Raw genomic sequence first — 15,312 nt, forward strand, 5'->3', positions numbered from 1 at the left:
ATCTTCTCTAAAGATAAACTGGGCACATCCCAATATCTCGAAGTCTGTTTTTTCAATAATAACCGTTGCAGTATCTTTGTTTATCCTCTCGCCGACCGTAAAGCCCTTGAGCTCTCCGTTTATGTAGATGACCAAACCTATCAAAGAGAGCTCTTCGTAATATTTGAGCATCTGCTTTACCGCATGCCTCTCCTGATGAATACCCTCTAGGAAGTGTTCCGCCTCCTCTTTTGGCATATACTTGACCCTGTCGGATACCCACTTGTTAAATAGATGCATGATCTCATCTTTATGTTTTACGCTGTCTAACTGTTCAATAACATAATCAGGATAGGACTTCATAAATTTGTTGATCTCGGTTCTTTTCGTGTGGTAACTGTTTCCGCGCAGCTCTATAAGCGCAGCCGCTTCATAAACATAATCTACAAGCTTTTTCTCGACCAGGTACGACTCAAGCATCTCAAACATGCTTTGCGCTTCATCACTGTTTTGTACGAACTCCTCAAGCATGGAAGATTGAACATAATCTATACGGGAGTAGTATGGAGATGAGTTGTTAGTGTTCATGATCTTAAAACAGCTGATAATGGCATCAGTGATATTTTTTTTCTTTCCCAAAGGAGGCAGAAGCATGGTAAGCTCACCGCCCGTCATAACGAAGAGGCAAAAACACTTATTTATAACTGCGTAAAATCCGCTGCTGTTAGCCAGCCAGATAAAATTGGCGGCAAATGTATAGTCGCTAAGATCTACATCCATCTTTGCCAAATACTCCTCCATAACAGGCTTTGTAGCTATTGTAAATCGTTTTAATTTCTGTTTGTTTACAGTTAAACTTCCCATGCATAATCTCCTTAAATCCATAAATTATAATGAAATCATACATCTTTTTTCACCATTTGCAACTGCTATTTTTTCACCCCTTTTAAAGGGCATATTTTGGGGTTTTTATAAAATAATTAAGTGTGTTGTAAGGGGAGTATATTTATAATTCCAACCGTTTTAAAGCCGACATTTCAAATGTTGGGGTATCGCCAAGCGGTAAGGCAACTGGTTTTGGTCCAGTCACTCGGGGGTTCGAATCCCTCTACCCCATCCACACACTATCTACACAAAAAGACTGCCGATGGAAACTCTAGATTCAACCACCATAATCATAAGAACTCTTGTTTTTGTCACGATAGCCGTACTCTTTTACTTCATACTAAAATCTAAAAAGTAACTATTCTCATACAAAATCACTACATTGTGACAACAAAATGACAATTTGTTGACATTTTTAATACAAAATTAACACTCCTTAGTTAAATTTTTAATAATTCATTTAATTTAAATAACTAAGGAAAGATATGAAAGTAAAATATTCGCTAGCTGCTCTGCTTGCAATCTCATCCATCCATGCTCAAGAAGTAAGCCTTGACTCCATCAGTGTAACAGCAACAAAAGTATCAACCGCTACGAAGGATATCTCCCAATCAATTGCCGTTGTAGATGAAAAGACCATAGAAGACAAAAACATCTTAAACATACAAGAAGCGATAGAGAACATCCCCGGTGTCAATGCAGAGTCATCTACGAACTCTCCAAGTCCAAGGCTTATCATCAGAGGTGCCGGGCTAAAGGCGAGATACGGTGTAAGAGAGATAATGGTTATGAAAGACGGCGTGCCTTTGACCGACCCTGACTCTTTTACAAGATTTGATTTTATAGATATGCAAGACGTCCTCAGCGTAGAGGTGCAAAAAGGACCCGGCTCAATCAATGCCGTAAATGCTACAGGCGGCGTTATACAGCTTGTAACAAAGTCTGTTTTTCAAGAGGATAAGAACAGAGTAAAAATAGGCATAGGCGATGACGGGCAGAAAAATATAAACCTCAAAGTAAGAGGCGAACTGAGCGAGAATGATTTTATCTCAGCAACCATAAGCAGAAGAGAGATCGAGAACAGCTGGAGAGACAACAACGAGTTCGACTCCACTCAAGCGACCATAAAATACGGTCATATCTTTCAAGACGACTCCATAGTAGAGAGTGAATTTTCCTATACGGAATCAAATATGAATATTCCCGGTTCTATGACGGCTGAAGAGTTTGAAACTTTCAAGAGCACTGGAACACAGCATGACACAAGCTACCAGTGGCAGCATAGCGCGAGAGACTCCAAGATATTCTCCATAAACACAAGATATGAAAAAGAGGTGGGAGACATAGTATACAAACCAAGGGTCTATTTTAACGCCTGGGAGCATTTTCACCCTGTAAGCGGGATAATAAACGAGAGTGATGACAACAAAGTCTACGGAACAGACCTTGAGCTTAACTATAATCACAACCTCTTTGACGAAGGAGCCGTTTTGGTCGCAGGCGTAACGCTAAAAGCAGACATAACAAAAGATTCTAAAAAGTATGAATATGCAGACTATATAGTATTACCCTCTACTTCATGGCCGTTCACACCATATATAAGCGAGACGCTATCGAACAACAAAGGCGATCTGGCAAGCACCGAAGATAGTACGACTACGCTCTTCGGCGCTTACCTTATGGAGACGTTCTCTCCCACAAAAGATATAACTCTGGATTTTAGCTCAAGAGTAGACAAACTAAGCTTTGACATAAGCGGAAACCAGATAACTGATTACAGCTACAGTGCAAAAAACTATGTTGCAGGCATAGGCCTTTATAACATTGACAAGTCTTACACTCTGTTTTCAGCAAAAGTGGGTGCGGTTTATAAAATAACAGACAATACAAATGCTTACATATCGGTTGCAACGGCAAATCAGGCTCCCACTACAAGCGAGCTCTCTGAGAACCAATCTCTGGACAAATCTACTAGTATAAACTATGAAGTAGGAGTAAAGACCAGAGCAGAAAACATATCTTATGATCTAGCGCTTTATGAGAATATTGTTGATGACGAGATCATCCAGATCAGAGATGCTAACGGAGACTCCATCTACGACAATGCGGGGAAAACAAAAAAAAGAGGGTTGGAGTTTAACGCTCTGTATGCCATAAACAAGCAAGTCAGTGTTGGCGGCTCTTACGCATACAGCGATTTTAAATTTGTGACGTTCAACGAGTCAGTGGCAGGTTCTCTGGTTTCAAGAGACGGCAACTATCTGCCATACATACCAAAGAACCAGTACTCTGTGTTTGCGACACTCAATCTCTCAAACGGTTTTAAATCAAGAGTTACCACAAAAACGTGGGGCAGCTACTACATGGACAACGCAAATACGCAAAAATATGAGGGGTACAAGTTTGTGACAGACCTAATGCTTGGCTATGAACATAAAGCGCACAACATCCAGCTCAACATAAGAAACATCACAAACGAATACTACGCGATGGAAGCTCTAAAAGATGTCTATGGCAACGAATCATACAAAGCGGCTGCCCCTATCAGCGGGATGCTTACATACAGCTATAAGTTTTAGGAGAGAAAATGGTTCATTATCAAAAAAGAGACAATAACGATATTTACGGCATCCCTCTTTTGGGATTTTTGTTTAAGGACAAGATGTTCATAAGAGCTCTGCAATTCTCTGTTTTAGCGCTCTTTGTCTACGCAATAGTGTTTGGTATCATCTATCCCTCAAAAGAGGAGAACATCTTTACGACTGCACTCTTCTGGTCGCTCTTTTGGCCTCTCTTTATAGTTGTAACACTATCTACATTCGGCAGGGTCTTCTGCGGGATCTGCCCGCACGGATTTATAGGGAAGTATATAACAAAATTCGGTCTTAAAAAAAAGATGCCAAAAGCCCTTGCAAATCCGTTTATAGGCATATCTCTGCTTCTTATCGGCTTTTGGGTAGTTTATTATATATACCCTGCTGCCTATAAAACTCCTTTGGCAACTGCGATCTTTTTTATAGTGCTTACACTCATCGCCGTCATATTTTTCGACATCTACAGCGATATGAGCTACTGCAAATCGATATGCCCGATAGGCACGGTAATGCGTGGATTTTCCAAGATATCATTTACAAAGCTTGGAACCTACAGCGAGAGCTGTAAAGATTGCACTACTTTTGAGTGTGCGGACGCCTGTTCGTACAACCTGAAGCCTTTTACGTTTGACAAAAGAGGAGAGATGACCGACTGCACCTTATGTATGGACTGCAGCAGCGCCTGCGAAGCGGTCAGTTTTAAACTTGTAAAACCCTCCGAGTCGCTCTTTAAAAACTTTCAAATTAAAAAAGCGGAAGTTTGGGCGTTCATACTCATAACAGCGGCTATTACCGTTACTATGTCGTTTCATCACGCACTTGGACGCTTAGCGATCGCGGATGAGTTTATCTGGTCAAAGATGGGAGTGTTCCTGGAGGAGAAGATAGGCATTATTGGACTTGATTATATAGGCATTAGCGCCCTTTTTCTCGCACTCTTAATTACCTTCTCACTGGTCTACTTAGGTATGTTTATGGCATCAAAATTTTTAAAAGAGGAGTTTAGCAAGGTATTTTACACTCTTGGGTACGCGTTTGCTCCCATATTTATTATAGGCGGACTATCTCATACATATGAATTCTTCTTTGTCCACCACTACAGCGATATTGCAAACGGGTTTATGCAGGGCTTTTTTATCTCAGGAGGCGAAATAGAACCGCTTGCAACAAGAAAAGATCCTTGGATCAAAATATTTGGCGTTATGAACTATATAGCAATTGTATGGGCATTTATAATAATGGCAAAAAGGGTTAATTTTTTCACCGCATCAAAAACGGCTAAAGCTTTGGCTTTTCTGTTTGCATCAAGCCTGATCATATTTTACCTATGGCTCAATGTTTATAAAGGGTACGCTTTTAAGACTTACGGTGCAAAAAAGCACTCTCATGCACAGGTTGTTCAAACTCATAAATAGCGTGGGATAAGCTCTTTTATCGTCTTGTATATCTTCTCAAAGTCGGTTGAGTAGACCCGATTATTTGCAACGGAAGTTATAAAGTTCGTGTCTCTCTCCCATCTTGGAACGATATGCAGGTGGATATGCTCGGCTATCCCCGCACCTGCCACTTCTCCAAGATTCATCCCGATATTTACTCCGTGAGCGCAGAACCCCTCTTTTAAAAGACGCACGCTCTTTTGCGCCAGATCGCTCATATGAAGCCAGGTCTCGCTTGGAAGCTCTTCGAGTTTGTCAGTATGAAGATGAGGGATTATCATAAAATGCCCGGGAGTGTACGGATAGAGGTTCATCACTATAAAACAGTGCTCATCCCTGTGAAGCACATGCAGCTCCTCATCATCCCTCTCGTGAGAACTTATGTGGCAAAATACGCAGCCATCTATCTTTTTGTTCGTAACATACTCATCACGCCACGGCGCGTATAAAATATCTTTCATCTTAACCCTTTTTAAAAATCTCTGCCTTTCTCAAGGCAAGCTTTAGTGCCAAAGCGGCCAGCGTAGCAAAAAGGAATTTACTTCCTTTTGCGTTAAAATCAAATAAATGCAAAAACAAGATCAGGGAACAACATAACTAATCCCAATGCCGCAAATTGAAGCAGTATGAACGGTATTATACCTCTGTATATCTCCATAGTCTTTATGCTATCACCTGCGGCTCCCTTTAAAAAGAAGAGCGAGAGTCCAAATGGCGGAGTAAGAAACGAGGCTTGCAGATTTAGGGCGATAAGTATAGCAAACCAGACAGGGTCTATCCCAAATGCGTGCATAACAGGCACTAGGATGGGAACGATGATAAAACTTATCTCTATAAAATCTATAAAAAAGCCGAGTATAAATATGCTTATCATGGCAACCGCTATAAATATCCAGACATCGCCTATGTCTTGAGAGAAAAACTCAAGTATAAGATCACTACCGCCGAGTTCGTTAAAAACAAGCGAAAAAGCCGTTGCTCCGATTAGTATCATAAAGATCATACCGCTTAGCTTTACACTGCCCAGCGTTGCGTATTTGAGCATCTCAAAGTTAAGAGAGCGGTTATATGCAGAGAGCAGAAGTGCGCCTATAACCCCAAATGCAGCCGATTCCGTAGGAGACGCTATGCCCGCAAAGATACTCCCAAGAACTGATATCATCAGAAGCATAGGCGGAACGATCGCTGCGATTATCTCTCTAACACTCACCTCTTTTACGTTTTTTGCAACGGGTGCGGCTTCGGGCTTAAGGTAGGAAAATATCAATATGTAGATGATGTAGAGACCGACCAGAACAAGCCCAGGCAAAACTGCTCCCATAAAGAGCTCGCCGACACTAACGCTCATAACATCACCCAAAATAATAAGAATAATAGAGGGCGGTATGATCTGCCCAAGTGTTCCGCTAGAGGCTATTGTTCCCGAAGCAAGACCTTTGTCATACCCTGCACGAAGCATAAGCGGAAGCGCAATAACGCTCATCATAACAACGCTTGCAGATACAACTCCCGTCGAAGCCGCCAGAAGCGCGCCTACAAGCACGACACTGACAGCTAAACCTCCGCGAACGGTTCGAAATGCAGAGCTCATGGCAACTAACAGTTTTTCAGCCATAAGCGACTTCTCAAGCACCAAGCCCATAGCTATAAAAAGCGGAACAGCCATCAAAGTCGTGTTTGACATTATCCCGTAGATGCGAAACGGCAGAACCGAAAAGACGTCAAAGCCGAGTTCCGGAATCAAAAAGGCAAAAGCGATGGCCACGGTTCCAAAGACAAAAGCGACAGGAATTCCTACCATTAGTAGTGCCAAAACCACTATAAACATCAGCATGGATATCATAGCGACCTCCATGCATCAAAGTTTGTTTTGGCATCTCTCAGGGCTTGAAGTGATAAAAATGCGAATGAGAGAGGCATAAGAGATTTTACCAAGAACCTATACTCCAATCCGCCCGGATTTGAAGATGCTTCGTTTTGAAGATAGCTCATGCTTACAAAATCTACTCCTATGTAGATTATGAGAAACGAAAACGGAAGTACAAAAAAGAGGGAAGCCAGGATGTTGATGAGCGCTTTTGTCTTTTGCGAAAATGAGACGTAAAATATATCCACCCTCACATGAGCGCTCTCTCTTAATGCATAGACTATGCCAAAGAGGATCACTATGTCAAAGAGGTGCCACTCAAGCTCTTGAAGCGCGACAGAGCCGCCTGAGAAAAGATAGCGTACCGTAGCATCATAGACAACCAGCAAAACAAGCAAAGCAACGACAAAAGCCGTAAAGTAGCCGAGATATTTTATGGTCGCGTCTATATACTTCACTTCTTTTTACTTATATGAAATTCGGTGCATCGTTGGCAAAGAGTATGATGTCCCCTGCTCTTGTCTGATGCGCCAGAAGCTCTTGGATCTTAGATTTGTCATGCAGCATTATCTTATTTTTGACTTTGAGGTTCTTGTCAAAGAGCTCAGAGTTTAAAGAGCCTGTGACAATAGCTATCTCAAAAACGTCGTTTATAGCCTCTATAAGCCTTAGGTTTAACTCGTCACTGCTCTCGACAAGACCTGGAGTGACTATGACTTTTCTGCCCTCATGCAGCGAGCAGAGCCTCACTGCCTCAAGCATCCCGTCTATATTGCCGTTATATCCGTCGTCAAGAATTAGCTTTCCGCCAGCTTTTATCATCTGCAGTCTGTGCTCGACCAGCTTCAAGCTTCTTACTGCTTCTACTATCTCATCGTCGCTCATATCAAATGTTTTGGCAATATGAACAGCCGCTGCAATATTGATAGTCTGAAATGCGCCAAGTACATCGGTATGAAGATGAAGGGTCTCGTCGTTTAAGACCATATCAAAGTCCGTTCCATCCAGAGTTGCATTCACGTTTTGAATCTCATCTCCGAAAAAGGTGACCTTTTCATGAGGCTCGTCTGTCACAGAGGTGTGTATAAAAGCGCACTGCAGTCTTGGAGACTTCATGATCTCCAACTTGGTCGCAATAATATTTTGCAGGCTCTTAAAGTACTCTATGTGCGCAAGTCCCACTTTGCCGACGACTACGACCTGAGGCTCCAAAAAGGTTGTTATATCGTAGATATCGCCCTGCTCTCTGGCACCTGCCTCACATACATATATCTCTGTATCTAACGGCAGAGACTCGTTTATATCTTTAACTATGCCGCCAAGAGTATTCACGCTTCTGGGAGTCGCATAGACTCTGTACTTTTTGCTTAGACACTCATACACGAAGTTTTTAGTACTTGTCTTTCCGTAACTTCCGGTAATAGCTATGATCTGCAGCTTTGGCATACTTTGGAGTTTTTTGCGCGCCTCTTTTTTAAACGCCTCAAAAAGAAATCTCTCTATTGCCCAGCTTCCTATGTAAGCTATAAAAAGAGGCATAAATACGCCGTAGACCTCACACGCCTCTTTTACGGTGCATAGCATATTTTGAAAAAGGGTCAAAGAGACGAGAAGGATGAGAAATCTCTTCACTCTCCATGTGAGTATCAGCTTTTTATCCAAACGCTTATACCACAAAAACATCGCAGGCAGAACTGCAAAAAAGAAGAATATTATAAAAAACTTGCCGGTCGTGTAGTAAGCTATAAAAGGGATGAAAATGTAGATGATATGCCAGTGCGGCTTATGGTGTTTTAGAACTACGCGAGAGAGCCTATAGTCATACCACTGAAGATTTGTTATGAGATACCATCCCAAAACCGTTACAAAAAGAACGTTTGTAACGAATGCTATAAACATTTCATAATCCTGCATTATTTATGCTCCAGTGTTTTTAAAAAAGTTTTTTCTATGTTTTGTGCCACATCTTTTGCGTGATTCAAAAAGAAGTAGTGATCGCCCTCATAAGTTATAAGAGAAGAATCTTTTACAAGTTTGTCTATTTTTTTCGCACTGCTAAGAGGCGTTGCCGTATCGTTTACTCCCCAGCAAAGGAGCGTTTTTCCTCCAAAAGATGCAAACTCTTTGGAGAAATCCTCATCAACCACATTTTTGAACGTCTGATACATCGGCTCACTTAATTTTTTAGCGTCATCCGCTACAAAAAACTCTCTAAACTTTGTAAGCCCAAGCTGTTTTAAGAGCTTAAATAGTGTGATCTTTGTTCTTACTTTAAGTGATTTTGATCTATAAATTCCTGCACTTGCAACGAGAACCAAAACCTGAGGCTCAAGAAGAAGAGCGACTTTACCGCCGAAAGAGTGTCCAAGAATAATATCTTTAGAAGCGTTTAGATGGATCATTAAAAGTTCCACTATTCTTGCATAATCTTTTGTCTGAAGCGCCATATTGCATGTAGAGTTGCCGAATCCCGGCAGGTCAATATAGATGTGGCGAAAACTGTCCATATATGGCGAAAACGCTTTTTTCATCAACTCTTTGTTGCTTCCCCATCCGTGCAGTATTATCAAATCTACTTTTGCCTGAGGGTTTATGATCTCATAACTTATATCGAAAGTGTGCTGTTGGAACTGTATTGACTTTATAGCCATTATTTCCCTTTTGCTTTAGAGATCGAGTGGATATACTCATAGTTTACTCTTGCTCTTTTTGCGTGCGGAAGAGAGTTTGCCAAAAGCTCTAAAGATTGGGCGAAATCCTCAAAAAGGTAGTTTGCCATAGAGCCGGGGATAGGGTTTATCTCATTTAAATAGACTTCTCCATCAACGACAAAAAAGTCGCATCTGATAAGAGCGCCCTCAAACATCCCTTTATATACTTTCTCAAAATTCGTCTTTAGCTTCGACTCAAGCTCTTTTGAAATCTCCGCTTTTAAAACCTGTGAGCTTCTTGAGAAGTCCATATATTTTTTTTCAAAATCCAAAAACTCATTTTTTTGAGGCTCTTCGACTATTGAGAAGTGCATCTTCCCATCTGCACCAAATCCTGCAAGATTATACTCTTTGACTCCCTGTAAAAAAGGCTCTACTATTACTCTTGTGTCAAACTCAAATGCGCTATCAAGCGCATAGTCAAGCTCACTCTCCTCTTTAACGATACTTACACCTATTGAACTTCCAAGACGTGAAGGCTTCACTATGATAGGATACGGGATTTTTATATTATTGTGCTCTTTTAGGCTCAGTTCTTCATACTTCAAGCTTTTGATTCCTCTGGCATTGCAGAACCACTTTGTGTATCGTTTATCGTATGAAAATATGCTTGCGTCTATGCGCGGACCGATATATTTTACGGAGAAAAAGTCCAAAAGTGCGGCAATAGAGCCGTCTTCACCGTCAGCTCCGTGAATAAGGTTTAAAACCGTAGAGCTGTGCTCAACCGAAGAGAATACTCCCTTTTGAACAAATGCACCGCTTGAGAGCGTAAGTTTTGGCATCTTTTTGTACTCGCCCTTAGAGAAGGTTGTAGCCTTCATCTTTGAGGCATCTATAAGATAAAAAGTATGGTCCTGATCACAAAAAATAAAAGTCAAGTTAAAACTTACAAGTTTCTCTTTTAAAGTTATAGCGCTCACTATGCTGATCTCGTGCTCGAAACTAGCGCCTCCGAATAAAATAGTTAATTTCAATCTATATTTCCTTAATAATTAAATTGTTTTTAGAAGCTTCAAAGCCTCTTTTACAAGCGAAGCAGTGTCGCCGCTTAGGTCACACTTGCTAAGAGCGTCTGATATCTTCTCTTTTTTAAATCCTAGTGACTCCAAAGCTTCGCTTGCCTGATTGAAAGAGCTGTTCGTCTCTTCGCTCTGTGATGAAGCAAGCTGTGCATCAAAACCACTAAGCTCGACTAATATACGCCCCGCACTTTTCGGTCCTATGCCCGGAACCTTTTTAACACCGTTCATATCTTTGTTGTTTATAATAACTCCAAACTGTGCAGGCGTATATGTCGAACATATCGCCATTGCTACCTTTGGACCCACTCCGTTTATCTTTATAAGCCTCTCAAAAAGCTTCTTCTCGCTAAGTTCCATAAAACCGTAAAGAAGCTGAGCGTCTTCTCTTATGATATGTGAAGTAAAAAGCTTTACCTCATCGCCTCTTATGGCAGAGAAACTCTGCAGAGATATAAACACCTCATAAACCACTCCAGAGACCTCGATATGTACAAACGACGGCTCTTTATATATTATATTTCCTCTTAAACCTACTATCACTCTTTTACCGCCTGTATCTCAAACACTCCATCATCAGTCTCAACAACTGCGAATATCTTCTCCATAGAGTCCTCCGCAGGCTTATAACTAAGCTCTATCGGCGGTTCTACAAGTTTAAATATAAGCTCGTTATGCCCGACCCATCTATCTCTGTTTATAATTCTTGCATCAGTTATATTATCCTGAAAAGATGCTGTCTTCGTGGTCAAAAGAAGGAGCTTGTCGTTTTTCACCTTATATTCGTTCGTAATATTATCCAGATGTTCCTGAGCTTTGTGAAACTGCTTGTACTTTGTCAAGAATGCGGCAGGCATCTTTATGCCGTTTTGCTTATAGTGCATCAACCTTTTTTTGACATCGTTAAATGAGGCAGTATTGTCTTTTACGAGCTTTTTATACTTCTCTACCTCTTTTTTTATCTCTTCCACGCTTGTTCTAAGCTGGTTTATCTCATCTTGGTTCTCACCGAATCCCTCTTTTTTATCTTTTTGCAAGAGAGGGTCGATGGTGAAGACATTTTCGCTTCCTTGAAGCTTTTTTATCTCAATATATCTTGATGCCGTGGCTTTTACATATGATGCACATATGCCAATGTCTATATCTTTTGCCCTGATATTTCCGCCTACCGCTTGGACTATCTCTACTTTTTTACCCTCTACTATGCCGTGTTCAAGCCTTGTTATCTTGATATTGTCGCCAACCGCAGTGCCTTTATGCACATTTATGGTCAGGTCGTTTGCTTTGATATGCGATGATTTGTGGGTCTGCCCCTCTATGGTCGCTCTGTTGGCTCTTACTTTTGCGTTTGGACCTACGTTCCCTTTTATATCTATCTCGCTGACCTCGACCTCCATACCGTTTCCGATGGCATCTTTTTGTGAGTCGTTCTCTTTTACGCTTATTGAAACATCAGAATCAAGCCCCGTAGAGATAGAACCCGTTGTCTTAAAGCTTATCTCCCCCACATCCATCTCTGATTTTATCTGGTAGGTATTTCCCTCCATGCTGATATAGCCGCTTGCTTTTGCTTTGTAGATTATGTTCTCTTTGTTCTCTATTACCTCTATGGTATCATCAACGTTAAAATCCGGTGCATGGTTTACTTCAGGCTCGGGCGGCTCCAAAAACTCTCCGCGGCAGTTTCTGCCAGCTTTTCCTTTTTTCGGTTTTATATACTCCATTAAAATATCACCGTCTAAGACACTGTGAATAAAGCCTCTTTTTGAGTAGTCTACGCGGTCATTGTGGTTTGTCTCGACCTCTTTATCATAGTGTGTTATAAGCTGATCGTTTATTGTCGGAGTAGGCTCGTACGCGTCTGCGATGAGTATGGTCTGGTTCTTGTCATATTTTATAATACCGTCTACTTTGGCAAGTGCGGAGACTCTTGAGACGACATCCTTTACCATCTCGTCAAAGATGTTTACCAGTATGCCCGCTCTTATCTTGCTCTTGTTTATGTAGTTTAAAAATTCGTCTTCAAATCTCGGGCTTGTGAGTACCTGCGAGCCTGCTTTTATGCTCAGGTATATTTTGCACTTTGTGGCATTTGCTCCAACAGCGGCGTGAAAATCTTTAAATATGCTGTTCTCTTCTTTGGAGTATATCTCGATCTCGTAAACCTGCTTTATCTCAAAAAGGTGGTTTAGTATCTCGGTGGCATCATCTAGTTTGTGGAGCTCTTCAACACTCGCCTCTTCCCAGTCAGACTCCATCTTCTCTTTGTTTGTTCTTGTATATGTCTCAACTTCTAAGATGTCAAAGTCCAAGCTTGCAGGACTAACGCCGTTTCTCTTTGCCAGCTCTAATATCTCTTTGGCAACATTCCCAGTTTTTACGACGGTGGGACGGATCGTTTTTGGTAACTGTTCTGTCTTAGTGCTTGAACCAAATAGTGCCATACTTTTTATCTACCCAATTTATTTTTTTTTAAAATTAAACTCTCCATTTTAATCAAATATTTGTTAAACTTTCGTAAAAGTAATACTTAACTCCAAAAGAAGCCCATGTTCAAAGCAATTTTCACCAATAGTTTCGGAATTTTATTCTCAAGGATTTTAGGATTTTTCAGAGATTTGATGACGGCGTCGGCTCTTGGTGCGAACATCTACAGCGACATATTTTTCGTAGCTTTCAAACTCCCGAATCTTTTTCGCCGCATCTTTGCCGAAGGCGCATTTACGCAGGCATTTATTCCGGCTTATGCGCACTCGAACAACAAGTCTGTTTTCTCGGCAAACATCTTTTTAATATTTCTCTCCATTATAATTATAATAACGCTTCTTGTAAATATTGCACCCGCAGTTGCCACACAGGCTATTGCCGTTGGCTTTGATGAAAAAACAATCGAGACCGCCCAGCCATACGTAGCCATAAACTTCTGGTATCTGCCCCTTATATTTGCCGTAACTTTTCTTAGTGCGATGCTGCAGTACAAACGCCACTTTGCTACGACCGCTTTCTCAACCGCGCTTTTAAATATATCTCTCATTTTAGCGCTCTACCTCTCCTCAGAAAAAAGCGATGCAGAGATAGTCTACTATCTCAGTTTCGGTGTCGTTATCGGCGGAATACTGCAGCTTGCAACACACATCATAGCTATTCGCCAGCTTGGTCTTTTAAAGCCTCTGTGCAGCGGTTTTAAACATCTTGGAGCAAAAGCATCCAAGATAAAAGAGGAGAGCGCAAACTTTAAAAAGCAGTTCTTTCCTGCCATCTGGGGAAACTCCACTCCGCAAGTGAGCGCTTTTTTAGACACGTTTCTGGCATCTTTTTTAGCAACAGGCTCTATCAGCTACCTATACTATGCCAACCGCATATTTCAGCTCCCTCTCGCACTCTTTGCCATTGCTACTTCCATCGCGCTTTTTCCAAGCATTGCACGCTACATCAAAAATAATGATGAGGCAAAAGCAAGACTCTTTATGCAGCGTGCGTTCTGGTTTTTGGCGTTTTTGCTGAGTGCGAGCACCATCGGCGGCTATATACTCTCGCATGAGATAATCTGGCTGCTCTTTGAGAGAGGCTCTTTTAGCGCACTTGACACATCAAAAAGTGCGGCCGTTCTTGAGATGTACATGATAGGACTCCTCCCGCTAGGTCTGCAAAAGCTCTTTTTGCTCTGGCTCTACGCAAATGAACAGCAGATGAGAGCCGCAAAAATCGCTACCTTCTCACTACTATCCTACATAGTCTTCGCACTCGCACTCATCACCCCAATGGGAGCCGCAGGTCTGGCACTTGCGGGAACTATCGGCGGTTTTGTAGGATTTGCCATGACCATCAAAGCTTTTGGAGTAAAAAACTTTTTTGATATTCTCATAAGTAAAAATGCCATCTACCTTATAGCCGGCTCAATACTGCTCACCATACTCCTTCTGCTTTTTAAAGATTTTATAGCTGTTTATATTTAAAAACGGCTTGCTCTCAAAAGTCTAAAGGGCTAACAAGATTTTTTAAAAATTATCACATATTTGACATGTAAGTTATTTTTATTTTTTTAAGTTAATATCTATATAATGTGTTTGAATAAATAGTTAGAGGTACAAATATCATTATGTCAATTAAAAGTTTAATTGCAACCATTCTTATTGCTCCGCTGTTCGTAGGGTTTGTTTTGTTGCAAATTGAATACTCATATTTTTCAAAAGAGTCAAATACTTCTGTCATTCAAAAGCCAGAAAAACTTGATATAAATACTAAGATTAGCAATAACACAGAAAAGCCTAGACAGCTAAATGAAGAATCATTTATAGAGCCTGATTTGGGAAATCTACAAACATTATTTGAAATTGCTGGTAAAATATATGGCTCGACTGAGCGAGATAATGAATACATAAAAATCATTGCATTAGCAATAGCTGAAGAAAAGCCGGGATTCGCTTATGAGGTAGCTCAAAATATATATGGGTCAGGTGTGCGAAATAGCCAATATGTGCACATAATTGACAAATGTCTTATCATGCAAAAGTATACTCTTGCCACGAAAGTAGCAGAAAAAATATATGGTTCTACAAAAAGGAATCAAGAGTATAAAAAAATCATAGAAGCTAGTAAGGATGCAAGAGAAATCCAAGCCTCTAACAAATCAGAGGAGCTAATCAAAAACCCGCGGGCAGCTTTTTGATTTCTCAACTCAACCGTTCAGAAAATAAAGCAAACAACAATTACTATTCAAAACTCGATATGCTATAATCACACACATACTTTATGATACAGATGACAGCTTTTTACAATACCGTTTTTACTTGATATTCAATATGATAAGCGGCCTTT

General features: G+C 40.9%; 13 protein-coding genes and 1 tRNA gene. 5 read left to right on the forward strand and 9 right to left on the reverse strand.

Annotated elements, in window-relative coordinates:
* A partial coding sequence (locus RBR61_RS08030) for a phosphatidylglycerol lysyltransferase domain-containing protein (RefSeq protein WP_320343421.1) occupies positions 1-843 on the reverse strand: 843 nt, incomplete at its 3' end.
* A 181-nt stretch (positions 844-1,024) separates the two neighbouring features.
* On the opposite strand from RBR61_RS08030, the gene RBR61_RS08035 reads away from it, so the two are divergent.
* The 3 genes from RBR61_RS08035 (at position 1,025) to RBR61_RS08045 (ending at position 4,873) form a co-directional block, all read left to right on the forward strand.
* A tRNA-Gln gene (locus tag RBR61_RS08035) sits at positions 1,025-1,099 on the forward strand.
* A gap of 250 nt (positions 1,100-1,349) precedes the next feature.
* Positions 1,350-3,443, forward strand: a complete 2,094-nt coding sequence (locus RBR61_RS08040; RefSeq protein WP_320343424.1) for a TonB-dependent receptor — start codon at positions 1,350-1,352, stop codon at positions 3,441-3,443.
* Positions 3,444-3,451: 8 nt separating this feature from the next.
* Complete coding sequence (locus tag RBR61_RS08045) at positions 3,452-4,873, forward strand: 4Fe-4S binding protein (protein ID WP_320343426.1); 1,422 nt, start codon at positions 3,452-3,454, stop codon at positions 4,871-4,873.
* Here RBR61_RS08045 and RBR61_RS08050 read toward each other — a convergent pair.
* The 8 genes from RBR61_RS08050 to RBR61_RS08085 form a co-directional block, all read right to left on the reverse strand.
* A complete protein-coding gene (locus tag RBR61_RS08050; protein WP_320343428.1) occupies positions 4,864-5,355 on the reverse strand; it encodes an HIT domain-containing protein in 492 nt (163 codons plus the stop codon). The two genes, RBR61_RS08045 and RBR61_RS08050, sit on opposite strands and share 10 nt — an antisense overlap.
* Positions 5,356-5,453: 98 nt before the next feature.
* Positions 5,454-6,737 (reverse strand): TRAP transporter large permease subunit, encoded by a 1,284-nt coding sequence (locus RBR61_RS08055; RefSeq protein ID WP_320343430.1) that lies wholly within the window; start codon positions 6,735-6,737, stop codon positions 5,454-5,456.
* Positions 6,734-7,219: a TRAP transporter small permease subunit gene (locus RBR61_RS08060; RefSeq protein WP_320343432.1), complete on the reverse strand. Its 486-nt coding sequence runs from the start codon at positions 7,217-7,219 to the stop codon at positions 6,734-6,736. Before RBR61_RS08060 ends, RBR61_RS08055 begins: the two co-directional genes overlap by 4 nt.
* A gap of 10 nt (positions 7,220-7,229) precedes the next feature.
* A complete protein-coding gene (gene murF, locus RBR61_RS08065; protein WP_320343434.1) occupies positions 7,230-8,675 on the reverse strand; it encodes a UDP-N-acetylmuramoyl-tripeptide--D-alanyl-D-alanine ligase in 1,446 nt (481 codons plus the stop codon).
* Positions 8,675-9,412 carry an alpha/beta hydrolase gene (locus tag RBR61_RS08070; RefSeq protein WP_320343436.1) on the reverse strand — a complete coding sequence of 246 codons (738 nt, stop codon included), beginning with the start codon at positions 9,410-9,412 and terminating at the stop codon, positions 8,675-8,677. The genes murF and RBR61_RS08070 overlap by 1 nt, the downstream gene beginning before the upstream one ends.
* Positions 9,412-10,449, reverse strand: a complete 1,038-nt coding sequence (locus RBR61_RS08075; protein ID WP_320343438.1) for a D-alanine--D-alanine ligase — start codon at positions 10,447-10,449, stop codon at positions 9,412-9,414. The genes RBR61_RS08070 and RBR61_RS08075 overlap by 1 nt, the downstream gene beginning before the upstream one ends.
* An 18-nt stretch (positions 10,450-10,467) precedes the next feature.
* On the reverse strand, positions 10,468-11,037 hold the full coding sequence (gene ruvA, locus RBR61_RS08080) for a Holliday junction branch migration protein RuvA (protein WP_320343439.1): 570 nt from the start codon (positions 11,035-11,037) through the stop codon (positions 10,468-10,470).
* Positions 11,034-12,938 (reverse strand): flagellar assembly protein A, encoded by a 1,905-nt coding sequence (locus RBR61_RS08085; RefSeq protein WP_320343441.1) that lies wholly within the window; start codon positions 12,936-12,938, stop codon positions 11,034-11,036. Before RBR61_RS08085 ends, ruvA begins: the two co-directional genes overlap by 4 nt.
* A gap of 105 nt (positions 12,939-13,043) precedes the next feature.
* Here RBR61_RS08085 and murJ point away from each other — a divergent pair, with 105 nt between their 5' ends.
* Both murJ and RBR61_RS08095 read left to right on the forward strand, forming a co-directional pair.
* Positions 13,044-14,450, forward strand: coding sequence for a murein biosynthesis integral membrane protein MurJ (murJ, locus tag RBR61_RS08090; protein ID WP_320343443.1), 1,407 nt, complete (start codon positions 13,044-13,046; stop codon positions 14,448-14,450).
* Positions 14,451-14,593: 143 nt separating this feature from the next.
* Positions 14,594-15,163: a hypothetical protein gene (locus RBR61_RS08095; RefSeq protein WP_320343445.1), complete on the forward strand. Its 570-nt coding sequence runs from the start codon at positions 14,594-14,596 to the stop codon at positions 15,161-15,163.
* The last annotated feature ends 149 nt before the right edge of the window (positions 15,164-15,312 follow it).

The sequence above is a fragment of the Sulfurimonas sp. genome (assembly GCF_034005705.1).
In the GTDB taxonomy this organism is placed as follows: Bacteria; Campylobacterota; Campylobacteria; order Campylobacterales; family Sulfurimonadaceae; genus Sulfurimonas.